Below are 23067 nucleotides of genomic sequence, written 5' to 3'. Positions count from 1 at the left end.
TCGCTCGGTCAGACCGTGAAGGGCCGCTGGCGCAGGAACGTGGGGGCCGGGGTTCCCGTCGTGTAGAGGTTGGGGCTCTGGGTGGCCGGAAGGCGGCTCTGGATGGCGCGGTGGAAGGAGCGGTAGCCGCCGCGGAAGGCGCCCTGGTCCCAGACCTCCAGGAGGGCCGCCGTGAAGGCGCCGTTCTTGTCGCCGTCCATGGAGAACTGATTGTCCTGGCAGCCCGAGATCAGGAGCGCCGTCGCCTCGCCCGCCCCGTTCGGGGAGTCCTTCGCGAGGGAGCGCTGCAGGTCCTCGAAGAAGCCCTGGTCGCGCGCGTAGATCTCCTGCTGCCGGAAGGGGGGCATCAGGCGGACGGCGGCGCCCGACGGGCCGTCCCCGGGCGCCTCGATGCCGGTGCCGCTGTGGCAGCAGTCGAGGAGGGCCACGATCCGCACCCCGTCGGCGAAGGCCCGGAACTCCCGGTTCACCTCGTCGTCGAGGAACTGGCGGTCGAAGAGCACGAGGGTCTCGTCGAGAGCGTCCGCCTCTTCGTCGTCCCCGGCGGCGTCCGGTATCTGGCCGCCGTGGCCCGAGTAGGTGAAGAGCAGGATGTCGCCGGGGCCGAGACTCCCCGCGGCCTCGCGGAGCGCGGCGGTGACCTGGTCGACGGTGCCGTCGGGGGTCAGCAGGACGGTGTCGGAGAAGCCCGCGGTGCGGGCCAGTCCGGCCATGTCCCGGGCATCGTTCTCGCAGGCCATGAGGGCGCCGTCCCAGCCTTCGTAACGGGCGGGGTCGACCTTGTTCAGTCCGACGTGGAGGGAGATTCCGGCGGGCATGAGGTGCCTCCTTCAACAAGGTGGGGAGGGAGACACCGGGCGGCTGATCGAGTGGCCTCTGCGCCCGGTGCCGAGCGCGACCCTTCATGCGCGGTACTTACATCGTATGGAACCGACCGATCCCTCGCCTTCCGCACCGCATCCGCGCGGGAGCAAGCCGCGCCAGGACTCGCTCGCCGACCGCACCGGCTACGACGAGGACTTCCTGGGACCGACCGTGCCGCTGCCGCTGCCCGTGCGCGCCGCCGTGAAGACGGTGATCCTGCCGTACACCCATTTCACGGTGGTCTTCCGGCCCGACCGGCGGCTCGCCGCCTCGACCGCCGTCTGCATCGAGGGCGGCCAACTGGCCGAGGACGTACCCCGGGACGACGTCTGGCTGTTCGACCCGCGGCTGCCCGAGGAACAGCAGGCGGGCAACGACATCTACCGGAACAACAGTCTCGACCGGGGCCATCTGGTCCGCCGGCTCGATCCGGTGTGGGGCGCGGCGCCGGTCGCGAGCCTGGCCAACACCGACAGCTTCCACTACACGAACGCGGCGCCGCAGTCGGACGTCTTCAACCAGGGCAAGCAGCTGTGGCAGGGGCTTGAGAACCATCTCCTGGACCACGCGGCCGAGTTCGACCGGCGGCTCACGGTGCTCACGGGCCCGGTGCTGCACGACTCCGACCCGCCCTACCGGGGTATCCAGGTGCCGCTGCGATTCTGGAAGGTGGCCGCGTTCATGCAGGACGGGGCGCTGGCCTCGACCGCGTACGTCCTCGACCAGAGCCCCGATCTGAGCCGGGACGCCGAGCGGGCGCTCGCCGGGGCGAAGGCGGGCGCGCCGCCGCCGCTCGGCCCGTTCCGGACCTTCCAGGTGCCGGTCTCGGACATCGCCGAGCTCACCGAGCTGGACTTCGGGCCGCTGCCGGACGTCGATCTGATGCCGCCGTTCCGGGCGCCGGAGGACCGCTGGCGACGCCTCGAGTCGTTCGACGACATCGTGCTGCAGGGCTGACCCCGGGGCGGGGCCGGCTCAGGGGGCGGGCCGTCTCCGGATCGGCCCGTCGCCCGTGTCCGGATCGGCCCGTCGCCCGTTTGCCACCGTCCCTGCCCGGTGAAACGATGACAGGAGGGGTAGTCGGGACCGCCGGGCAGGTGCGGTATGCCGCTCACCGATACGGAGTGGGGACTCGTCACCACATGGGTGCGTGAGTACCTTCTCGACACCCCGGACCCGGCCGGCCGGCTGCGGGGCGTGGGGCTTTCGCCGGAATTCGTCGGGACCCTCGTGCTCACTCCGGACCGGGACGCGAACGCGCACCTGGTGGTCGCCGCGGCGCGCAAGGACATCGCCCATCAGCGGGCCCTGCTGGACGCCCTGACCGGGCTCGACGCGCTCACGGCGGCCGGGAACGCCGAGGCGCGGAGCCTGCTGAGGCGGCTGCGGGAGGACGAGGAGCTGCTGCGTTCGGCGCGCGATCCGTTCGGCACGCTGGTGCTCGCGAACGGGACCGAGGTCTTCATCGACCGGGCCGAGCTGCGCGAGAAGCTCCGGGGGTTCGTCGCCGACCCGGAGCAGACGGTGCTCGTCGTGGACGGCGAGCCGGACAGCGGGCGCTCGTACTCGTACCGGCTGATCCGCCACCTCGGGCAGCACTGCGGCTTCCGTCCGGTACGGATCACGCTCTCGCGGACGACGACGGCGGCGCGGCTCGTGGAGCGGCTCACCGAGTTCGTCGCGGGTCCCGGGGTGGACCGGTCGCCGTTGAACCCCACACAGTTGAACGATCCACTGCCCTCCGTCGACGACGCCGTGCACCGGATCGTGAGCTGGGCGACGGCCGCCGAGGAGCGCTTCTGGCTGGTGCTCGACGAGTGCGACAAGCTCGACCCGACCTCGGACGTCTGGGACTGCATCGGCAAGCTCGCCCTCGCCGTCTACGAGCACACACCGGTACGGCAGGACTCCGTGCCCCGGCTCGTCCTGCTCGGCTACTCCCCCACCATGCGCCAACTCCCGTACGACATAAGGAAGAACGAGTGCCGCGACACGGCACAGGTGGTGACCGAGGACGATCTGCTCACGTTCTTCCGGGAGTTCTTCCTCCAGAGTCAGCCCCCGCCCGACCCCGCCACGCTCGCCCGCCTGGTGGACGTGGCGGTGTCCGGGGTGCTGTACGCGGTCGACTCGACGGATTCCACGGACAGTTACATGCGCCGGGTCTGCACGGCGGTGGAGGAGACGGTACGGATCTCCCGCGAACTCGCCCCCGGCGACGACGCCCCCGATCAGCTCGAGCTGGCGCTGCGGAGCACGGCCGCCCATCCGCCGCCCGTCACCACGCTGCCGCAGCTGCGCAGGGCCTACCGGGAGGCGGCCTGCCTCCTGGACGAGTTCGACCCCGCCCTGCTGCGCCTGCCCGGCGAGAGCGCCCCCACCGGGCGCGCCGCCCTCGCCCTCGTCGACGACTGCACCGCACTGGCCTCGCACCCCACGCAGACCTGGGTCCTGAAGCCCGAGGTCCGCGAGGAGACGCTGAGCGCGTTCGCGACCCCCGAAGCCGCCCGGCGTGCCCTGGAGGCCACCATCGGCACCCTGCCCGCCGGCCCCCGTACCGAAGGCGCCTCGCCGGAGCACTGCGTACCGGCCCACGGAGGCCCCTGCGAAAGCCCGGGACACGACGGGCTCGGCACCGAGCGCGCCGCGCTCGCCCTGCTGTCCGGCGTACCGGCCGACCTCGACACGCTGAGCGTCGAGGGGCTCTGCGACACCCTGCGGGCGGTCCTGTGGCTGCGCCAGATCCCCGGCATCGCCGGCCTTCCGGACGTCGACCACGTTCAACACCGTTTGGAGCGGGCCCGGTTGCTCGAGCCCCTGGAACGGCTGTCCGACGGCCCGATCCACGGGCGGCAGCGCGAACTCGACGCCCTGCGCGCGTACATCGCGCTGCCCTCCGAACCGGCCGAGCCGCCCGTCCTCATCCACGGCGTGGGCGGCATCGGCAAGAGCACCCTGCTCGCCACCTTCTTCGTCGAGAGCCTCCGCGATTCCCCCACCGGATTCCCCTTCGCCTTCATCGACTTCGAGCGCCCGACGCTCTCCATCCACGAACCGGCCACGGTGCTCGCCGAGGCCGCCCGCCAGCTCGGCGTCCAGTACCCCGCCCACCGGGCCGCGTTCGACGCCCTCGCCGACGAGTGCGAGGAAACCGCGGCCTCGCATCGCGGCGAACGGAACCAGCTCGACGAGCTGTACCAGCTGTCCGCCACCCGCGCGACCCTAGGCCGCGACTACTCGGCGGGGTTCCACGCCCGGGCCAGCGCCCGCGAACAGGAACTGGCCCGCCAGGTGGCCGAGTTGGTCGCCGAGGCGGTCGCCACGCCGGACGGCGAGGACGCTCCCCCGCTGGTGATCGCCTACGACTCCTTCGAGGAGGCCCAGTACCGGGGCTCCCCGGTCCTCGGCCGGATGTGGGCCATCTGGTCGGCGCTGCGCGCCGCGTACCCCAGGCTGCGGTACCTCGTCGCCGGGCGCGCCCCCATCGACCACCCGGCGAAGGTGCTCACGCCGCGCACCATGGAACTGGGCGAGCTGGACCAGCAGGCGTCCCTGGACCTGTTGATGTCCTCCGGGGTCGACGACGAGGCCGTCGCCCGGGACCTCGTCGACCGGATCGGCGGCCATCCGCTCAGCCTGAAACTCGCCGCACGGACCACCGTCCTGCTGGGCGCCGGATCCGAGCCGCTCGGCGACCTGCTGCGCACCCTGCCCTCGCGCCGCCGGTACTTCCACCACCAGGTCGACCAGATGCTCATCCAGGGCACGTTGTACGACCGGATCCTCAACCACATCGCGGACGAAGCGGTCCGCGCCCTCGTGCAGGCGGGCCTGGCGCTGCGGGTGATCACCCCGGAGCTGGTCAGGGACGTCCTCGCCGAACCGGCCGGTCTGGAGGTCGGTTCCGACCAGGAGGCGCGTGCCCTCTTCGGCCGGCTGGTCTCGCGGCTCGACCTGATGGAGCCGGCGGGGCCGCAGGCCGTACGGCACCGGGCGGATCTGCGCTCGATCATGCTGCGGCTCTCCGACAGCGCGCGGACGGACCTGATGCGGGCGGTCGACCACCTGGCGGTGGAGTTCCACGCCGCACGCGAGGGGCCCGCGGCTCGCGCCGAGGAGATCTACCACCGCCTGCGGCTCGGCCAGAACCCCCGTGCGGTGGAACGGCGTTGGGAGCCAGGGGTGGCCCCCTACCTGACCGGCGCGGACCGCGACATGCCGCCCCGCTCGGCCGCGTTCCTCCTCGGGAAGCTCGGCGGACACGTACCCGACCGGATCATGGCCGAGGCCGACCAGGAGGACTGGGAGCGGATCGCCGCGCGCGAGGTCGAGGACCTCCTCACCCAGGGGTACGTGGAGGCGGCGGTCGAGCGGCTGGCCGAGCGGCGGCCCTGGACGCCGTGCAGCAGGCTGCACGGGCAGCTGGTGGAGACCCTGGCGCGGTCCGGGCGGATCGCGGAGGCCCGGGAGACCGCCGAGCGGGCCGTGGGCCTGGCGGCCGAGGCGGGTTGCGCGCGGACCCGCCTCGAACTGCTCCAGATGTCCGCGCGGCTCGCCCAGGACGAGGGCGACCTGACGGACGCCGACCACGACCTCCAGGAGGCGGAGGACGTCGCGGCCGGGCTCGGTCTCGCGCACGAGTCGATGGGGGTCCTGGTGGCCCGTTCGCGCCTGGCGGCGCTGTCGGACGAGGGCTCGGCCGAGATGGACGGCCGCCTCGCCCGTACGCTGCGCGGCATGCCGGACGAGGAGCTGGCCCGGCAGCCCGCCCTGGCCCGGGCGGCGGCGGCCACGGCCTCCCGGGTCGATCCCGAGCTCCTGGAGCACACGCTGCGCCTCGTGGGTCTCCCGGCCGACGACGAGGCGGTCGTCGAGGCCCTGGCCCGCTGGATCGACACGGCGATGACCGACGAACCGCAGCTGCGCGAACCCCTGATCCGGATCCTGGAGTCGGCGACCGGCACGCCCGCGACGACGGCCCCCGCGGCGGCCGTCCCCACCGGGACCGTCCCCACCGGAACCGCCCCCACCGCGACGAGGACGTCGACGGGCGGCCACGCGGTCCCGCACACCGCCCGGATGACACGGGCGGAGGTGGAGCTGGCGCTGCGCCGGGCGCGCGAGCGCGGGACGCTCGACAGCGTCGCCTGGCGGGCCCTCACGCTCCGCGACGCCAGCGGTGACCTGGTCGAGGGCGTCGCCGCCGCCATGGCCGCGGGCACCCCGGCCCGCGGCCCCGCCACGGAGCCCGCCACCGGCGGGGACGGCCGGGGCCTCTGGTCGCAGCCCCCGCCCGCCGCGACCGAGGGCGCGGTCCGCGGGGAGCCGTACCTCTCCGCCGAGGATCTCGTCCGCGTCCGCAACGCGGCCCTGGACGCGGGGCTCGCCGAGGACGGGGTGCGCCGGCTGCTGTTCGCGGGGACGACCGCGCACTTCCGGGCAAGCCTGCCCGCGATGGACACCCCGCTGCGCCAGATGCACTCCGACCTGGACGTGATGAACCAGGTGGAGCGGTTGATCGACGGAACGGTTCCGCTGGAGATCTGGCTGCACAACGCGATCGCCCAGACCGTCGACGCGGCCCCGCTGACGGTGCTCCAGCGGGCGCTCGACGACGTGGCGCGGGACGCCGCCGGGGAGCCGGACCTGCCGCCCGGGACGCTGCCGGCCGAGACCAAGGAGGAGATCATCTTCCGGGACGACACCGTGCCGTTCGAGTTCCTGCAGGGCGGCGTGCTCGCCGGCTCGTCGGTCGCCCGGCTGAAGGTCCCGCCGTTCGAGTCGGGCCGCCCGCTCCAGCCCGCCTACCCGCACGCGGGCACCGGCTGGCTCATCACCCCCGACCTCCTCATCACCAACCACCATGTCGTGAACGCCCGTACCCGCTCGCCCGGGGTGGTGCTCCGGGTCGCCGACGACGACCTCCAGCTCCAAGTGCGCAACTCCCGCTCTCGGTTCGACTACGGCGCCGACGAGGCGGAGACCGTGGAGGCCACGGCGGGCGCCCTCGTCGCCTGGGACGAGACCCTCGACTTCGCGCTGATGCGGCTCTCGCCCGGGCTGCCGCCCCGCCCGGTGCTCAAGGTGGCGACCGCGCCGCTGCTCCTGACCGGCGCCGAACCGGTCGCGGTCAACATCATCCAGCACCCCGGCGGGCAGCCCAAGCGGGTGGCGCTGCGCAACAACCTCGTCTTCGAGGCGGACGACCGGGACCTCCGGTACTTCACCGACACCCGCAGCGGCTCCTCCGGTTCACCGGTCTTCACGGACGACTGGACGGTCGTGGCGCTCCACCGCGGCACCCGCCGGGTCGAGGAGGTCCATTACCAGGGCAGGACGACGGCGTTCGTGAACGTAGGCACCCAGATGAGCCGGATCCTGGCCCATCTGAAGGAGACGGCACCGGAGTTGTACGAGGAGATCGGCGCCGCACAGGCGGTGCCGGGGCCCGAGACCCACATGTGGGCCGCCTGAGCGTGACGTGAGGTGAGGTGTGAGATGGAGACGCGGAACGCGTACGGATCCCCGGTCGCGACCGGCCCCGAGCGGGTCTTCGACGACCTGGCGGGCGTCGCCGCGCGGGTGCGCCGGCACCTGGAGGCGGAGATCTCCGAATCGGCGGCGGAGCTGGCACCGGACCAGGCACCGGCCGGCCAGATCTCCCGCTTCGCGCAGGAGGAACGGGCCCGGGTCCTGGAGGCGGGGGTCGCCGGCCTGGAGAAGATGGCCGCGCACCGGGCGGACGAGATCGACGAGGACGAGTACTTCGGCGTGGAGGCGATCGTCCTCCTGGAGGGCAGGCCGGCGATCCTGGTGCAGGGGCAGAACTTCGCCGCCCAGGACGGCGACTGGTCGGTCCTGGAGGCCGGACGGGACGCGATCCGCGAGTCGATCGCCCGCGTCGGCCGGGTCGAGGTGACCGGCCACCCGAATCTGGACTGGGTCGGCACGGCCTTCCTCGTGGGGCCGCGCGCGGTGATGACGAACCGGCACGTGGCGGTGGAGTTCAGCCGCGCCGTGGACGCGGGTTGGTCCTTCCAGCAGGGCATGTCGGCGCGCGTCGACCCGGGTGAGGAGCTGGCCGCGGCCCCCGTGGCGGATCCGGGCCTTGGGTCGGGGTCGCCCGCGTACGAGGTGACCGAGGTGATCGGCATCCACCCGGAGGTCGACATGGCCCTCCTGCGGATCGAGCCGCCGGACGGCGACCCCCTGCCGACGCCGCTCGCCGTGGCCGCCGACGCACCCGCCGACGTGCCCGGACGGCCGGTGTACGTGGTCGGCTATCCGGCCTGGGACGGGCGGCGCAACGAGCCGGAGTCGATGCGCCGGATCTTCATGGACATCTACAACGTCAAGCGCCTCCAGCCGGGTACGGCGACGGAGTTCACTGCCGGCGGCCTGGTGATGAAGCACGACTGCTCGACCCTCGGCGGCAACAGCGGCTCCCCGGTCTTCGACCTGACGGACCACCGCGTCCTCGGCCTGCACTTCGGCGGCCGCTACCGCCTCGGCAACGTCGCCGTACCCCTGTGGGAGCTGATCGACGATCCGCTGCTGGCGCAGGCGGAGATCAACTGGGTCTGAACGACGGCCGGGCGGCCTCGGGATCACGTCGCTGAACTCCCGCCCCGTGTGGCAGAGTCGGGCCGGTACGGAGGGTGACGGGGGCGAAGGGGGCGGCGTGGCGCGGGTGATCGACGGCCGGTTCGAGCTGGTGGCACGGCTCGGCGGCGGCGGGATGGGCCTTGTGTGGAAGGCCCGCGATCTGATGCTCCGCCGCGACGTGGCGCTGAAGGAGGTACGGCCGCCCGATCCGGCGCTCGCCGAGTACGACCCCGCGGGCGCCCGCGCCCTGCGCGACCGGGTCCTGCGCGAGGCGAGGGCGCTCGCCCGCGTCACCCACCCGAACGTGGTGACGATCCATCACATCGTGGACGAGGGCGAGGAGTCGTACCCCTGGCTCGTGATGGAGCTGGTCACCGGCGGCTCCCTCCAGGACCGGCTCGACCGGGGCAGGCTCACGCCCGGCGAGGCGGCCACCCTCGGGCGCGGGATCCTCACGGGGCTGCGCGCGGCGCACGCGGCCGGCATCCAGCACCGGGACATCAAGCCCGCGAACGTCCTGCTGCGCCCGGACGGCTCCCCGGTCCTGACGGACTTCGGCATCGCGGCGCTCCACGGGTCGACCGCGCTCACCGCCGCCGGTTCCCTCATCGGCACCCCCGACTTCATGGCACCCGAACGGGTCGGCGGGGAGGAAGGCGGTCCGGCCGCCGACCTCTGGTCGCTGGCCCTGACGCTGTACGTGGCAGTGGAGGGCCAGAACCCGCTGCGTCGCGGCGGGACGCTCGCCACGCTCGCGGCGGTCCTCGGCGAGGACGTGCCGCCCCCGCGCGAGGCCGGCCCGCTCACGGGGGCGCTGACGGCCGTCCTCGTACGGGACCCGGCGGCCCGCCCGGACGCGGACACGCTCGACGGGCTGCTGGCGGAGGCGGAGCGCGCGGTGCGCGCCGAAGGCGCGGCGACCGCTCCGGAGCCCGAGGACGCGCGGCCGGCGGATCCCGACACCCCGACCTCGTACCGGATCGCACCACCGGCACCGACCCGCGCGCCCCTCCGAGTACGGAAGAGCTGGCTCGCGGTTGTCGGAGCGGTGGCGCTGACCGGCGTACTGGCCTGGACGCTGTGGCCCGACGGCGGCGCCAAGGCCAAGGGCGGCGACAAGCCGTCCGCGTCCACGTCACCGAGCACTCCCCGCACGCCCGCGACCACGCCCACCGTCACGATCGGCATCAAGTCCGACCAGCCCGGCTTCGCACGGCAGAAGGACGACGGCACGTACGCGGGCCTGGACGTGGAGGTCGCGACGTACATCGCCCGCGCCCTGGGCCACGACCCCGCCGCCATCGAGTGGAAGGGGATCACGAGTGCCGAGCGGGAGAGCGCCCTCACCCGTGGTGAGGTCGACCTCGTCGTGGCGACGTACGCGATCACGGACCGGCGCGCCCAACAGGTCGACTTCGCAGGCCCGTATCTCACGGCCCACCAGGACGTCCTGCTCCGAGCCGAGGAGGCGGGAGTCACTCGGCTGGAGGATCTGCAGGGCAAGACATGGTGCTCGGTCACCGGTTCCACCTCGGCCGAGAACATCACGAAGAACCTCACGTGGGCGGCCGTGCACGGACGCGCCACGTACGAGGTGTGCATGCAGGACCTGGCCGCCGGCACCGTCGACGCCGTCACCACGGACAACGCCCTGCTCTCCGGATACGCCGCACAAGCCGAGTACCGGGGCAAGTTCAAACTCGCCGGATTCAAGCTGACCGACGAGCGCTACGGCGTCGGGCTGCCGAAGGGCAGCCCCTTGCGGGGGCGCATCGACACGGCGCTGAAGGCCATGGTGGCGGACGGCTCGTGGGCGGCGGCCGTGGAGAGGAACCTGCCGCTGCTCAAGGCGACGGACACCGCCACATCGCCGACCGGCTGACCCGGGTCCGGGCGGCTCACCCCGCCGCGCCCTCCGCCGCCTCCTGCGCGATGCGGTCGAACTGCGCGCCCATCGCCTCGGCGAGCGCCTGGGCGGCGGACAGGGGCCGGACCATGACGGTGAAGTCGTCTATCCGGCCGTCCTCGTCGAAGTGCAGGAAGTCGCAGCCCTGGATCCGGCGGCCGTTCACCGTGGCGGTGAAGACGAGGGCGTGGTCGCGGCCGTCGGGGTTGGCGATCTCGCGTTCGTACGTGAAGTCCTCGAAGACCCGCATCACGCCCCGGAGGATGGCGGCGGTGATCGCCTTGCCGGCGTACGGCTTGAAGGCCACGGGGCTGGTGAAGACGACGTCCTCGGCGAGCAGGGCCTCGATGGCGGCCGCGTCACGGTTCTCGACGGCCTTGCGGAACGGGTGCATACGCCCTCGCAATACTCAAATAATTGAATAGGTTGGAGAGGAGGCTAGGGCCGGGGGCCCGGCCCTGTCCACCCCGGATCGAGCGTCATGGAACCAGCACGACCTTGCCGTTCACCGTGCCCGACTCGGCAAGCCGCATCGCGTCGGCGACCCGGCTCAGCGGGAGTTCGGCCGCGACCCTGGCCGTGATCTCGCCGCGCCGCATCGCCTCGAAGACCTGCCCGAGGTCGGCGCGCAGGCGGCTGCGGAAGCGGTCCTTCGCGAAGGCCCGGCCGCCCCAGACGTTGTAGAAGTACGCGCGCCGGCCGTTCGGCAGCGCCTGCCAGGCCCATACGCGGCCGAGGATCTTCAGTACCGGCATCTGCTTCGAGCCGGAGTCGTCCCGGGTGGCGGCGCTGCCGTACGAGACGAGGGTGCCGCCCTTCGCGAGCAGCCGCCAGGAGTCGACGACGCTGCGGCCGCCGACATGGTCGAAGACCGCGTCGACCCCGTCCGGCGCCAACTCCCGTACACGGGCGGGCACATCCTCGGTCCGGTAGTCGACCGGGGTGACGCCGAGCCGTCGCAGGGCCTCGTGGTGGCGGGCGGAGGCGGTGCCGATGACCTTCACCCCGGCGCTCCGCGCGAGCTGGACGAGCACGGTGCCGACGCCGCCGTTGGCGCCGTGCACCAGGACGATCTGACCGGCCCTGATCCGGGCCTTGCGGTGGAGCATCTGCCAGGCCGTGATCCCGTTGACGACGGCGGTCTCCGCCTCGGCGGCCCCAAGACCCTCCGGTACGGGGACGACATCGGCGGCGTCGAGCAGGACGTGACTGGCCCAGCCGCCCGTCTTGGTCAGCGCGGCCACCCGGGTGCCGAGCAGGTGCGGGCCGACCCCGGGCCCCACCGCGGCGACCCGGCCGACCAGGTCGTACCCCGGAACGAAGGGGAACGGCGGCTGGTCGTAGTAGCGGCCCCGGCGCATCTGCTGCTCCGCGAAGGAGACCCCGGTCGCCTCCATGGCGACGAGCACCTGACCCGCACCGGCCGCCGGAACCGGCCCGTGCCGCAGCTGGAGCCCCTCGGGCTCCACCGCGCCGGGAAGGACGACCTCTACTCGCTCGATGACGCTCATGACGACCTGCCTCCGCTGTCGACGACGTAACGACTACGCCTTATCGCTTTCGTTACAAGATATAACCTGCCTCTCGCGAAGCTGTCAAGCATTCGCATGAGTGATACCGTCTAACCATCAGTGTCGGATCGGGAGGAACCCATGACGGAGACCGGCGGAACGCCACGCGAGCGGTACCGGAACCAGGTGCGCGCCGAGGTCAAGCAGCTGGCCTGGGAGCAGATCGCGGCCGACGGCGCCTCGGCTCTGTCGCTCAACGCGATCGCCAAGAAGATGGGCATGAGCGGGCCCGCGCTGTACCGGTACTTCGCCGGCCGGGACGAGCTGATCACCGAACTCGTCCGGGACGCCTACCGCAGCCTCGCCGACACCGTCCGCGAGGCGGAGAGCGAGCGCGCCGACCTCTCCGCCATCGCCCGCGCGCTGCGCCGCTGGGCCCTCGCCGACCCGCACCGCTACTTCCTCGTCTACGGCACACCCGTGCCCGGCTACCACGCGCCGGACGAGATCACCGGCATCGCGTCCGAGATCATGAGCGTGCTCCTGCGCGCCGGCGAGGCCGCGGGCTCGCCGGACCCCTTCGCCACGGCGATGGCGTTCTGGACCCGGCTCCACGGAGTGCTCTCGCTCGAACTCGCGGGCCACTTCACGGGCATGGACGACGTGTCACCGGAAGCCCTCTTCGAGCACGAGATCGCGACGCTCGGCCGGTAGCCGTACGGACAGGACCGGTAGGGTGGACCGGGTGCGGGGGCGCGTTCGTATCTTGTTTCGACGACACGCACAGGGGGTTCCTCGTGCCCGTTCCACGGATGAGCAACACGCCGCTCCCCGGCATAGGCGTCCGCTACGACCTGACGACCCGTGAGCACCGGCGTCTGTCGGTGATCGCCCACCGGGACGGCAGCCGGACACTGAACGCGTACCGCCGGGACGATCCCGACGAGTGCGCGCTGTCAGCGAAGCTCACCGCCAAGGAGGCGGAAGCGCTGATCGACGCGCTGATGCCCTCGCACCACAGCCCCAACCTGCTCTCCACCACCGACCTGGGCCTGGTCGCCGAGCGGATCGAACTGTCCGCGCACTCGCACTGGAACGGACGCGTCCTGGGCGAGACCCGGACCCGTACGGAGACCGGCGCCTCCATCGTCGCGGTCCTGCGGCGGGCCGACGCGATCCCGTCGCCCGCACCGGACTTCCGGCTCGCCGGCGGGGACACTCTCATCGTGATCGGCACCCGCGAGGGCGTCGAGGCGGCCGCCGCGATCCTCGGCCAGGAGTGAGCGGCATGCACTCCTCCGCCGTCTTCCTGATCGAGTTCGGCGCGATCATCCTCGCGCTCGGACTGCTCGGCCGTCTCGCCGGACGCTTCCAGTTCTCCCCGATACCCCTCTACCTGCTCGCGGGCCTCGCGTTCGGCGAGGGCGGTCTGCTTCCGCTGGGCACCAGCGAGGAGTTCGTCGCGATCGGCGCCGAAATCGGCGTGATACTCCTGCTGTTGATGCTGGGCCTCGAGTACACCGCCAGCGACCTGGTGACCAACCTCAAGACCCAATACCCGGCGGGATTGGTCGACTTCGCCCTCAACGCCCTGCCCGGCGCCGGGATGGCACTGCTGCTCGGCTGGGGCCCGGTCGCCGCCGTCGTCCTGGCGGGCGTCACCTGGATCTCGTCCTCCGGCGTCATCGCCAAGGTAATGAGCGACCTCGGCCGCCTCGGCAACCGCGAGACACCGGCCATCCTGAGCATCCTGGTCCTGGAAGACCTGGCCATGGCCGTCTACCTGCCGATCGTCACCGCCCTGCTCGCCGGGGTGAGCCTGGCGGCCGGGAGCGTCACTCTCGCCATCGCCCTCGGCGTCGCGGGCACGGTCCTCTTCGTCGCCGTCCGCTACGGCAGGCTCATCTCCCGCTTCGTCTCCAGCGACGACCCGGAGAAGCTGCTCCTGGTCGTCCTCGGTCTGACGCTGCTCGTCGCCGGCATCGCCCAGCAGCTCCAAGTATCCGCCGCTGTCGGCGCGTTCCTCGTCGGCATCGCCCTCTCGGGCGAGGTCGCCGAGGGCGCCCACCATCTGTTGAGCCCGTTGCGGGACCTGTTCGCGGCGGTGTTCTTCGTCTTCTTCGGTCTGCACACCGATCCGGCCAGCATTCCGCCGGTGATCCTGCCCGCGCTCGCGCTCGCCGTGGTCACGGCGGCGACGAAGATCGCCACCGGCTACTGGGCCGCCCGGCGGGCCGGGATCTCCGTCAAGGGCCGCTGGCGGGCGGGCGGCACGCTCGTCGCCCGGGGCGAGTTCTCCATCGTCATCGCGGGTCTCGCCGTCACCGCGGGCGTCGAACCGGCCCTCGGCCCGCTCGCGACGGCGTACGTCCTCGTCCTCGTCGTCCTCGGCCCGCTCACCGCCCGCTACACGGAGCCGATCGCCACCCGCGTCACCGCTCGCCTCCGCAGAGCCCCCGCCGTCGCGGCCAGGCCGGTCGAAGCTCCGGCCGAAGCCCCGGCCGAGGAGACCCTGGAGCCCGTGGACGACGGCACCGCCGGGCGCCCCTGAGCCCGCCCTCTCACCGCGCCGAGTCCGCCACCGGGTACGGCACGAAGGTGCCGCTGTTCTGGTCGATCCGCAGGGGGAGGCCGAGCGGCGGGACCGCCCGCTGGGGGCAGTCGAGCCGTTCGCAGAGCCGGCAGCCCATCCCGATGGGGGTGGCCGCCGCCGCGTTGTCGAGGTCAAGCCCGTCGGAGTACACCAGGCGTGAGGCGTGCCGGAGTTCGCAGCCCAGGCCGATCGCGAAGGTCTTGCCCGGCTCGCCCCAGCCGCCGCGGTGCCGGGTGACGGCGCGGGCCGTCCACAGATAGCGCTGCCCGTCGGGCATGGCGGCGATCTGCACGTGGATGCGACCGGGGGCGGCGAACGCCTCGTACACGTTCCACAGCGGGCACGTCCCGCCCGCGCGGGAGAAGTGGAAGCCGGTCGCCGACTGCCGCTTGGACAGGTTGCCGGCCCGGTCGACGCGGACGAAGGAGAAGGGCACCCCGCGCAGCCGGGGCCGTTGCAGGGTGCTCAGCCGGTGGCAGACGGTCTCGTGGCCGAGACCGAAGTGGTCGGTGAGCCGCTCGATGTCGTAGCGGAACTCCTCGGCGACGGCGTGGAAGGAGCGGTACGGGAGGATCAGCGCCGCCGCGAAGTAGTTGGCGATCCCGATCCGGGCCAGGGCGTGGGCGGGCGAACCGGCCGCGAAGTCCTCGGCCGCGTGCCGGTCGAGCTCCGCACCCCACTCCAGCAGGGCCAGTTGGGTGGCCATGCGGAAGGCACGCTGCCCGGGCCGCAGGCGCGGGGAGAGGTGGAGGGTCCGCGTCGTCCCGTCGTAGTGGTGGAGCCGGTCGCCGGTCTCGGCGGAGAGCCGTACGCCGTGGGTGTCGGCGAGCCGGGCCGTCAGCGCCCGGACGACCTCGCCCGGCTGGATGCCGATCTCGGCGGCGAGCCCTTCGGCGCCCAGGTCGATGTCGTGGAGGTAGTTCTGGCGGCGGTAGAAGAAGTCCCGGATCTCCTCATGCGCGGAGCGCGGCGACTCCCCGGCCGCGTACCGGCCGTCGGCGGCGTCGGCCAGCTGCTCGGACAACGCCTGGTTACGACGGCCCAGTTGGACCAGCACCCGGGCGACCTCGGGCAGCCGCGACGCCAGTTCGGCCAGCTCGGAGGGGGCGACGCGGGACGCGGACAGCTCTCCCGCGAGCGCCTCCCGGAGGTCCGCGACAAGCCGCCCGGTGTCCCGCTCGGAGAAGAAGCCCGGGTCGACGCCGAAGGTCTCGGTGAGCCGCAGCAGCACGGGCACGGTGAGCGGCCGGGAGTCGTGCTCCATCTGGTTCAGATAGCTCGGCGAGATGCCCAGCGTCCGGGCCAGCTCCGCCTGGCTCATCCGGCGGTCCTCGCGCAGCCGCCGCAGCCGCGCCCCCGCGTACGTCTTGCCCACCGCGCGCTCCCCCTCCGTCTCTGTCCCCTCCATGTCCGTCCGGGACAGGGGCAGCGTACGCCAGACGGCACTCTTCGCACCCTTCGCAATCATGGCAATCCGGCTCCGGAAGATTCGCAGAACGTGGCATGGCTCCACGATTGATGGCACTGCGTGCCAGTGCCAGAGTCTGAGTGCGGCCCGCCGGACCCCACAGGCCCCGACCGGAGCCGGGATCCGATTCGCGCCCTGATGTCGGCCATCCCGGCGATGCGACGGCCTGGAGCGGCCAGATTGCTCACCTCCGCCCCGTCCGGGCGCCGGCGGGCCGCGACCCACAGAGAGACACCTAGTGCCACCCCACCAGGGCTCCACGGCAGAGCCGTGCAGGGCTTGGCAAACGCAACAGAACCAAGGAGACGGTGACGATCATGGCAGCGACGAACCCGACCGTGGAGCAGCTCGCCCAGCGCTGGGCGACCGACCCGCGCTGGGCCGGCATCGAGCGCACGTACAGCGCCGAGGACGTGCTGCGGCTGTCCGGCAGCGTCCGCGAGGAGCACACCCTGGCCCGGCGCGGCGCCGAGCGGCTCTGGCGGCAGCTGCACGACCTGGACTACGTCCACGCGCTCGGCGCGCTCACCGGCGGCCAGGCCGTCCAGCAGGTGCGCGCGGGCCTCCAGGCCATCTACCTCTCCGGCTGGCAGGTCGCCGCGGACGCCAACCAGGCCGGCCACACCTACCCCGACCAGAGCCTCTACCCGGTCAACTCGGTGCCGCAGGTGGTCCGTCGGATCAACAACGCCCTGCTGCGGGCGGACCAGATCGCGACGGCCGAGGGCGGCGACGACACCACCGACTGGCTCGCGCCGATCGTGGCCGACGCCGAGGCCGGGTTCGGCGGCCCGCTCAACGCCTTCGAGCTGACCAAGGCGATGATCGCGGCCGGTGCGGCGGGCATCCACTACGAGGACCAGCTCGCGTCCGAGAAGAAGTGCGGCCACCTCGGCGGCAAGGTCCTCGTGCCCACCGCGCAGCACATCCGGACCCTGAACGCGGCCCGTCTCGCCGCCGACATCGCCGACACCCCGACCCTGATCGTCGCCCGCACCGACGCCCTGGCCGCGACCCTGCTGACCAGTGACGTCGACGAGCGCGACGCCGAGTTCGTGACCGGCGAGCGCACGGCCGAGGGCTTCTACCGGGTCCGTAACGGCATGGGCCCGGTCATCGCGCGCGGCCTCGCCTACGCCCCGTACGCCGACCTCATCTGGGTCGAGACGGGCACCCCTGACCTGGCGCAGGCGCGGGAGTTCGCCGAGGCGATCCACGCGCGGTACCCGGACCAGATGCTCGCGTACAACTGCTCGCCGTCCTTCAACTGGAAGGCGGCCCTGGACGACGACCAGATCGCCAAGTTCCAGCGCGAACTGGGGGCGATGGGCTACAAGTTCCAGTTCATCACGCTGGCAGGCTTCCACTCGCTCAACCACGGCATGTTCGACCTCGCCCGCGGCTACGCCGAGCACGGCATGACCGCCTATGTCGACCTGCAGGAGCGGGAGTTCGCCGCGCAGGCGCAGGGCTTCACCGCCGTCAAGCACCAGCGCGAGGTCGGCACGGGCTACTTCGACCTGGTCTCCACCGCCGTCAACCCGGCCTCCTCCACCACGGCCCTGGCCGGCTCCACGGAGGAAGAGCAGTTCCACTAGGCCCGAAACGGGTCCGCCAGGCCCGATACGGCTCCGCCAGGCCCGAAATCCGCCAGGCCCGAAACGGGTCCGCCAGGTCCGATACGGCTCCGCCAGGCCCGAAACGGGTCCGCCAGGTCCGGTCCCGGGACCCGTCGGGCCCGGCCCCGGGTCCCGTCCAGCCTCCCTCAGGTCCCACCCCAGGAGAATCCGATGCCCACCACCGCGCTGACCCACCGTGTCCGCGTTCTCGCCGCACCGGGTGACCGGCACGCCGAGATCCTCACCCCCGCCGCCCTTGACTTCGTCGGGAAGCTGGCGGAGGCGTTCGGCGAACGCCGACTGGACCTGATGAAGGAGCGCCGCCGCCAGGCCCTGCGCCTGGCCGGCGGGGCCCCGCTGGTCTTCTCCCCGGTCACCTCCTCCGTCCGTGACGACCTCGCGTGGCGGGTCGCGCCACCGGCGCCCGGTCTGACCGACCGGCGGGTCGAGATCACCGGTCCGCCGGATCGCCGCATGGCGGTCCACGCCCTCAACTCCGGTGCCCGCGTATGGATGGCGGACTTCGAGGACGCCACGGCGCCGACCTGGGAGAACGTCGTCGGCGGTCAGCTCGTCCTGCGCGACGCGATCGACCGGCGGATCGACTTCACCAGCGAGGACGGCAAGGAGTACCGGCTCGCCGACCGCGACCGGCTCGCCACGATCGTCGTCCGGCCGCGCGGCTGGCACCTCCTGGAGGAGCACCTGGAGTTCGACGGCGCCCCGGTGCCCGCCTCGCTCGTCGACTTCGGCCTGTACTTCTTCCACTGCGCGCAGCGCCAGATCGACGCGGGCCACGGCCCGTACTTCTACCTCCCGAAGCTGGAGAACCGGTACGAGGCCCGACTGTGGAACGACGTGTTCCTGCTGGCGCAGGAGCTCCTCGGCATCCCCCGGGGCACGGTCCGCGCCACCGTGCTCATCGAGACGATCACGGCCGCCTTCGAGATGGAGGAGATCCTCTACGAGCTGCGCGAGCACAGCTCGGGTCTCAACGCGGGCCGCTGGGACTACCTGTTCAGCCTGATCAAGACCTTCGGCCACCGCACCGACTTCCTCCTGCCCGACCGGGCGAAGGTCACCATGACCGCGCCGTTCATGCGGGCCTACACCGAACTCCTGGTGCGCACCTGCCACAAGCGCGGCGCGCACGCGATCGGCGGGATGGCCGCCCAGGTGCCGAGCAAGGACCCGGCCGCCCACGAGGCGGCGCTCGCCAAGGTGCGGCTCGACAAGGAGCGGGAGGCGGAGGACGGCTTCGACGGCTCCTGGGTCGCCCATCCCGGTCTCGTCCCGGTCTGCCGCGAGGTGTTCGACGCCGTGCTCGGCGACCTGCCGGACCAGATCCACCGGACGCGGGACGACGTCGAGGTCACCCCGGCGGACCTGCTGTCGGTACGCCGGATCAGCGGACCGCCCACCCAGGAGGGCCTCCGCACGAACATCGCGGTCGCGCTCGGCTACTTCGCCGCCTGGCTGCGCGGTCAGGGCGCCGTCGCCCTGGACGGGCTGATGGAGGACGCGGCGACCGCCGAGATCGCCCGCGTCCAGATCTGGCAGTGGGTGCGGCACCGGCTGATCGACCGGGAGACCGTCGTACGGCTGCTCGACGAGGAGCTCGACACGCTCGGCGCCCAGCACCCGTGGGCCCCGCTGGAGGAGGTGGGGGCGATCTTCGAACGAAACGCCCTCAGCGGCGAGTTGCCGCTGTTCTTCACCCCGGACGCCTACTCCCGGCACCTCGTGCACCACCCGGAGCCCCGCTCATGAGCGCCGCGATCACGGGCGCCGAGGAGATCACCCGCGTCGGGGTGGTCGGCGGCGGCCAGATGGGGGCGGGTATCGCGGAGGTCTGCGCGCGGGCCGGACGGCACACGATCGTCTGCGAGACGGACGCCGTGGCCGCACGGGCCGCGCGGGAGCGGGTGACCGCCTCCCTGGACCGCGCCGTACGCCGGGGCAAGCTGGAGCCGGCCGCGGCGCAAGGCGCCCTCGACCGGCTCGTCTTCACGGGCGATCTCGAGGAGCTGGCCGACCGCCAGCTCGTGGTCGAGGCCGTCGTCGAGAACGCGGACGCGAAGACCGAGGTGTTCATCCGTCTCGACAAAATCGTCGAGGATCCGTCGGCGGTCCTGGCGACCAACACCTCCTCGCTGCCCGTGATGCGCCTCGGCATGGCGACGAGCCGCGCCGACCGGGTCGTGGGCCTTCACTTCTTCAACCCCGTGCCGGTGCTGCCGCTGGTGGAGGTCGTGAGCTCGCTGCACACCGCGCCGGACACGGTCGCCCGCGTGGAGCGCTTCGCGACGGACGTCCTCGGCAAGACGGTCGTCCGCTCGCAGGACCGGGCCGGGTTCGTCGTCAACGCGCTGCTCGTGCCGTACCTCCTCGCCGCGATCCGCATGGCCGAGTCCGGCTTCGCCACCGCCGCCGACATCGACGCCGGCATGGAGCTGGGCTGCGCCCACCCGATGGGCCCGCTGAAGCTGGCCGACCTCATCGGTCTCGACACCGTCGCCTCGATCGCGGAGTCGCTGTACGAGGAGTTCAAGGAGCCTCTCTACGCGCCGCCCCCGCTGCTCCAGCGGATGGTGGAGGCGGGGCTGCTCGGCCGCAAGACGGGCCGGGGGTTCCACCCGTACGCGGGCCGGGGCTGAGCCCGGACCACGGGCGGACCGACCGGGCGACGGACCGGGCGGACCGGCGGGGCGGACCGACGGGCGTGTCTCACCTCACCATCCGCATGGTGGGCATCTCCCGACACGGCGCCGGCCAGCCCCTTAGGGTGGCCGGTGCAGCTGGTTCGCCCCGTCAGCCGGATGGGATGCGTCGTAAGAGGGAACCCGGTGGGAATCCGGGACTGCCCCGCAGCGGTGAGCGGGAACGACCGCCGTCATACGCACTGGACCCGTACGGGTCTGGGAAGCGACGGCCAGTAGGTGTCCTCCCCCGTGGAGGATGTGCCCGCGAGTCCGAAGACCTGCCAACTGCCCGCGTACGGACCATGCGTGCGCGGACATTCCGGTGACCTCGAGGGTGGGTCGGCGACCACACGAGACGGAGACACGCGCGTACGGCGCGAGGTCGGCCGTCCGGTCGGTCTCCCCTTCGCGCTCTCGTCCCGTCGCCGGGATCTCAGGGATTCATCTCGCGAAGGAGATCTCCGTGACCACCAAGCCCGCAGCCGCGGCAGCACGGGCCACCGTGTACGGCTACCCCCGTCAGGGGCAGCACCGGGAACTGAAGAAGGCGATCGAGGGGTACTGGAAGGGCCGCGTCACCGCCGACGCCCTCCGGTCCACCGCCGCCGAACTGCGCCGCACCCAATGGAGCCGGCTCGCCGAGGCGGGCGTCCACGAGGTGCCGACCGGCGACTTCTCCCTCTACGACCACGTCCTGGACACCACCGTCATGGTCGGCGCGATCCCCGCGCGGCACCGCGACGCAGTCTCCGCCGATCGGCTCGACGGCTACTTCGCCATGGCGCGCGGTACGCAGGACGTCGCGCCGCTGGAGATGACCAAGTGGTTCGACACCAACTACCACTATCTGGTACCCGAATTGGGGCCGGACACGGTCTTCACGGCCGACTCGACCAAGCAGGTCGCCGAGCTGACGGAGGCCCTCTCCCTCGGCCTGACGGCCCGTCCGGTCCTCGTCGGCCCCGTGACGTATCTGCTGCTCGCCAAGCCCGCGCCCGGGGTGGCCGCCGACTTCGACCCGCTGACGCTCCTCGACCGGCTGCTGCCGGTGTACGCCGAGGTCCTCGCCGACCTGCGGGCCGCGGGCGCCGAGTGGGTGCAGCTCGACGAGCCCGCCCTGGTCCAGGACCGCACCCCGGCCGAGCTGAACGCCGCCGCCCGTGCCCACCGCGAACTCGGTGGCCGTACGGACCGGCCGAAGCTGCTGGTCGCCTCGTACTTCGACCGGCTCGGCGAGGCCCTGCCCGTGCTCGCCAAAGCCCCCGTCGAGGGGCTCGCGCTCGACTTCACCGGCTCCGCCGCCGCCAACCTGGAGGCCCTCGCGGCCGTGGGCGGGCTGCCGGGCAAGCGCCTGGTCGCCGGCGTGGTCGACGGCCGGAACATCTGGGTCAACGATCTGGCGAAGTCCCTGACGACCCTCGGCACCCTGCTCGGGCTCGCCGACCGGGTCGACGTGGCGGCCTCCTGCTCCCTGCTGCACGTCCCCCTCGACGCCGCCGCCGAGCGGGACATCGACCCGCAGATCCTGCGCTGGCTCGCCTTCGCCCGGCAGAAGACCGCCGAGGTGGTCACGCTCGCCAAGGGCCTGTCCCACGGCACCCCCGCGATCGCCGCCGAACTGGCCGCCAACCGGGCCGACCTGGCCTCACGCGCGGAGTCCCCGCTCACCCGCGACCCGGCCGTGCGCGCCCGTACCGGCGCGGTCTCCGCCGCCGACACCCGCCGCTCCCAGCCGTACGCCGAGCGGGCCGCCGCCCAGCACGCCCACCTCGGGCTTCCGCTGCTGCCGACGACCACCATCGGATCCTTCCCGCAGACGGACGAACTGCGCACCGCCCGCGCCGACCTGCGCGCGGGCCGGATCGACACGGCCGGGTACGAGGAACGCGTCAAGGCGGAGGTCCAGGAGGTGATCGCATTCCAGGAGAAGGCCGGTCTGGACGTCCTGGTGCACGGCGAGCCCGAACGCAACGACATGGTCCAGTACTTCGCCGAGCAGCTGACCGGGTACCTCGCCACGCAGCACGGGTGGGTCCAGTCGTACGGCACCCGGTACGTCCGGCCGCCGATCCTGGCCGGCGACATCTCGCGCCCCGCGCCGATGACGGTGCGCTGGACGACGTACGCGCAGTCCCTCACCCACCGCCCGGTGAAGGGCATGCTGACGGGACCGGTCACGATGCTCGCCTGGTCCTTCGTCCGGGACGACCAGCCGCTCGGCGAGACCGCCCGGCAGGTCGCGCTCGCCCTGCGCGACGAGGTGAACGACCTGGAGGCGGCGGGCACTTCGGTCGTGCAGGTGGACGAGCCGGCGCTGCGGGAGACCCTGCCGTTGCGTGCCGCCGACCGGGCCGCGTACCTGGACTGGGCGACGGAGGCGTTCCGGCTCTCCACCAGCGGGGTACGGCCGGACACCCAGATCCACACGCACATGTGCTACGCCGAGTTCGGTGACATCGTGCAGGCCATCGACGACCTGGACGCGGACGTGATCAGCCTGGAGGCCGCCCGTTCGCACATGCAGGTCGCCCGCGAGCTGGCCGCGCACGGCTACCCGCGGGAGGCAGGTCCCGGTGTGTACGACATCCACTCCCCGCGCGTCCCGAGCGCCGAGGAGGCCGCAGACCTGCTCCGTACGGGGCTGAAGGCGATTCCCGCCGAGCGGCTCTGGGTCAACCCCGACTGCGGTCTGAAGACCCGGGGCTGGCCGGAGACCCGCGCCTCGCTGGAGAACCTGGTCGCGGCGGCGCGCACGGTACGGGGCGAGCTGCCGGCTTCCTGACCAAGGTCCCGCGCGAG

The 23067-nt window shown here is 72.5% G+C and carries 15 protein-coding genes and 1 riboswitch; of the genes, 11 read left to right on the top strand and 4 right to left on the bottom strand.

Annotated elements, in window-relative coordinates; translation table 11 throughout:
* Nucleotides 1-8 precede the first annotated feature (8 nt).
* Nucleotides 9-818 carry a caspase family protein gene (locus AB0F56_RS01505; protein WP_362002796.1) on the bottom strand — a complete coding sequence of 270 codons (810 nt, stop codon included), beginning with the start codon at nucleotides 816-818 and terminating at the stop codon, nucleotides 9-11.
* 106 nt (nucleotides 819-924) lie between these two features.
* Here AB0F56_RS01505 and AB0F56_RS01500 point away from each other — a divergent pair, with 106 nt between their 5' ends.
* The 4 genes from AB0F56_RS01500 to AB0F56_RS01485 all read left to right on the top strand — a co-directional run bounded on the left by AB0F56_RS01500 (nucleotide 925) and on the right by AB0F56_RS01485 (nucleotide 10351).
* Nucleotides 925-1821 carry a DNA/RNA non-specific endonuclease gene (locus AB0F56_RS01500; protein WP_362002794.1) on the top strand — a complete coding sequence of 299 codons (897 nt, stop codon included), beginning with the start codon at nucleotides 925-927 and terminating at the stop codon, nucleotides 1819-1821.
* A 147-nt stretch (nucleotides 1822-1968) separates the two neighbouring features.
* The gene (locus AB0F56_RS01495) at nucleotides 1969-7338 is read left to right on the top strand and encodes a trypsin-like peptidase domain-containing protein (protein ID WP_362002792.1); all 5370 of its coding nucleotides are present in this window, start codon (nucleotides 1969-1971) and stop codon (nucleotides 7336-7338) included.
* Between the two features lie 24 nt (nucleotides 7339-7362).
* Nucleotides 7363-8448 carry a serine protease gene (locus tag AB0F56_RS01490; RefSeq protein ID WP_362002791.1) on the top strand — a complete coding sequence of 362 codons (1086 nt, stop codon included), beginning with the start codon at nucleotides 7363-7365 and terminating at the stop codon, nucleotides 8446-8448.
* 154 nt (nucleotides 8449-8602) lie between these two features.
* Nucleotides 8603-10351 (top strand): bifunctional serine/threonine-protein kinase/glutamate ABC transporter substrate-binding protein, encoded by a 1749-nt coding sequence (locus AB0F56_RS01485; protein WP_362003202.1) that lies wholly within the window; start codon nucleotides 8603-8605, stop codon nucleotides 10349-10351.
* 16 nt (nucleotides 10352-10367) lie between these two features.
* On the opposite strand, the gene AB0F56_RS01480 is transcribed toward AB0F56_RS01485, so the two are convergent.
* On the bottom strand, nucleotides 10368-10769 hold the full coding sequence (locus AB0F56_RS01480) for a nuclear transport factor 2 family protein (RefSeq protein ID WP_362002789.1): 402 nt from the start codon (nucleotides 10767-10769) through the stop codon (nucleotides 10368-10370).
* An 85-nt stretch (nucleotides 10770-10854) separates the two neighbouring features.
* Nucleotides 10855-11886, bottom strand: a complete 1032-nt coding sequence (locus tag AB0F56_RS01475; protein WP_362002787.1) for a medium chain dehydrogenase/reductase family protein — start codon at nucleotides 11884-11886, stop codon at nucleotides 10855-10857.
* A gap of 141 nt (nucleotides 11887-12027) precedes the next feature.
* Between AB0F56_RS01475 and AB0F56_RS01470 the strand changes: the two genes are divergently transcribed.
* The 3 genes from AB0F56_RS01470 to AB0F56_RS01460 all read left to right on the top strand — a co-directional run bounded on the left by AB0F56_RS01470 (nucleotide 12028) and on the right by AB0F56_RS01460 (nucleotide 14437).
* Nucleotides 12028-12600 carry a TetR/AcrR family transcriptional regulator gene (locus tag AB0F56_RS01470; RefSeq protein WP_362002785.1) on the top strand — a complete coding sequence of 191 codons (573 nt, stop codon included), beginning with the start codon at nucleotides 12028-12030 and terminating at the stop codon, nucleotides 12598-12600.
* Between the two features lie 83 nt (nucleotides 12601-12683).
* A complete protein-coding gene (locus AB0F56_RS01465) occupies nucleotides 12684-13169 on the top strand; it encodes a TrkA C-terminal domain-containing protein (protein WP_362002783.1) in 486 nt (161 codons plus the stop codon).
* 5 nt (nucleotides 13170-13174) lie between these two features.
* Nucleotides 13175-14437: a cation:proton antiporter gene (locus tag AB0F56_RS01460; RefSeq protein ID WP_362002781.1), complete on the top strand. Its 1263-nt coding sequence runs from the start codon at nucleotides 13175-13177 to the stop codon at nucleotides 14435-14437.
* A 10-nt stretch (nucleotides 14438-14447) separates the two neighbouring features.
* Here the strand turns inward: AB0F56_RS01460 and AB0F56_RS01455 are convergent, their stop codons facing one another.
* Entirely contained in the window at nucleotides 14448-15854 is a 1407-nt protein-coding gene (locus AB0F56_RS01455; RefSeq protein ID WP_362003200.1) for a short-chain fatty acyl-CoA regulator family protein, read from the bottom strand.
* 410 nt (nucleotides 15855-16264) lie between these two features.
* Here AB0F56_RS01455 and aceA point away from each other — a divergent pair, with 410 nt between their 5' ends.
* The 4 genes from aceA (at nucleotide 16265) to metE (ending at nucleotide 23050) form a co-directional block, all read left to right on the top strand.
* Nucleotides 16265-17545, top strand: coding sequence for an isocitrate lyase (aceA, locus tag AB0F56_RS01450; protein ID WP_362002780.1), 1281 nt, complete (start codon nucleotides 16265-16267; stop codon nucleotides 17543-17545).
* A gap of 192 nt (nucleotides 17546-17737) precedes the next feature.
* Complete coding sequence (aceB, locus tag AB0F56_RS01445; RefSeq protein ID WP_362002778.1) at nucleotides 17738-19336, top strand: malate synthase A; 1599 nt, start codon at nucleotides 17738-17740, stop codon at nucleotides 19334-19336.
* Nucleotides 19333-20223 (top strand): 3-hydroxybutyryl-CoA dehydrogenase, encoded by an 891-nt coding sequence (locus AB0F56_RS01440; protein ID WP_362002777.1) that lies wholly within the window; start codon nucleotides 19333-19335, stop codon nucleotides 20221-20223. Before aceB ends, AB0F56_RS01440 begins: the two co-directional genes overlap by 4 nt.
* Nucleotides 20224-20348: 125 nt before the next feature.
* A riboswitch (cobalamin riboswitch) is annotated at nucleotides 20349-20569 on the top strand.
* 162 nt (nucleotides 20570-20731) lie between these two features.
* Entirely contained in the window at nucleotides 20732-23050 is a 2319-nt protein-coding gene (metE, locus tag AB0F56_RS01435) for a 5-methyltetrahydropteroyltriglutamate--homocysteine S-methyltransferase (protein WP_362002775.1), read from the top strand.
* Nucleotides 23051-23067 lie beyond the last annotated feature (17 nt).

Source organism: Streptomyces sp. NPDC026092, from assembly GCF_040638605.1.
GTDB lineage: Bacteria > Actinomycetota > Actinomycetes > Streptomycetales > Streptomycetaceae > Streptomyces.
The sequence above is the reverse complement of the archived record's forward strand: the minus strand, read 5'-3'. Positions and strand labels throughout refer to the sequence as shown.

Excerpts from the sequence above, each read along its gene's own strand:
- AB0F56_RS01485 (WP_362003202.1), top strand. The coding sequence starts at position 8,603 with ATGGGCCTTGTGTGGAAGGCCCGCGATCTGATGCTCCGCCGCGACGTG.
- AB0F56_RS01495 (WP_362002792.1), top strand. The coding sequence starts at position 1,969 with ATGCCGCTCACCGATACGGAGTGGGGACTCGTCACCACATGGGTGCGT.
- aceA (WP_362002780.1), top strand. The coding sequence starts at position 16,265 with ATGGCAGCGACGAACCCGACCGTGGAGCAGCTCGCCCAGCGCTGGGCG.
- AB0F56_RS01440 (WP_362002777.1), top strand. The coding sequence starts at position 19,333 with ATGAGCGCCGCGATCACGGGCGCCGAGGAGATCACCCGCGTCGGGGTG.
- AB0F56_RS01500 (WP_362002794.1), top strand. The coding sequence starts at position 925 with ATGGAACCGACCGATCCCTCGCCTTCCGCACCGCATCCGCGCGGGAGC.
- AB0F56_RS01460 (WP_362002781.1), top strand. The coding sequence starts at position 13,175 with ATGCACTCCTCCGCCGTCTTCCTGATCGAGTTCGGCGCGATCATCCTC.
- AB0F56_RS01480 (WP_362002789.1), bottom strand. The coding sequence starts at position 10,769 with ATGCACCCGTTCCGCAAGGCCGTCGAGAACCGTGACGCGGCCGCCATC.
- AB0F56_RS01505 (WP_362002796.1), bottom strand. The coding sequence starts at position 818 with ATGCCCGCCGGAATCTCCCTCCACGTCGGACTGAACAAGGTCGACCCC.
- aceB (WP_362002778.1), top strand. The coding sequence starts at position 17,738 with ATGCCCACCACCGCGCTGACCCACCGTGTCCGCGTTCTCGCCGCACCG.
- AB0F56_RS01490 (WP_362002791.1), top strand. The coding sequence starts at position 7,363 with ATGGAGACGCGGAACGCGTACGGATCCCCGGTCGCGACCGGCCCCGAG.
- AB0F56_RS01475 (WP_362002787.1), bottom strand. The coding sequence starts at position 11,886 with ATGAGCGTCATCGAGCGAGTAGAGGTCGTCCTTCCCGGCGCGGTGGAG.
- AB0F56_RS01470 (WP_362002785.1), top strand. The coding sequence starts at position 12,028 with ATGACGGAGACCGGCGGAACGCCACGCGAGCGGTACCGGAACCAGGTG.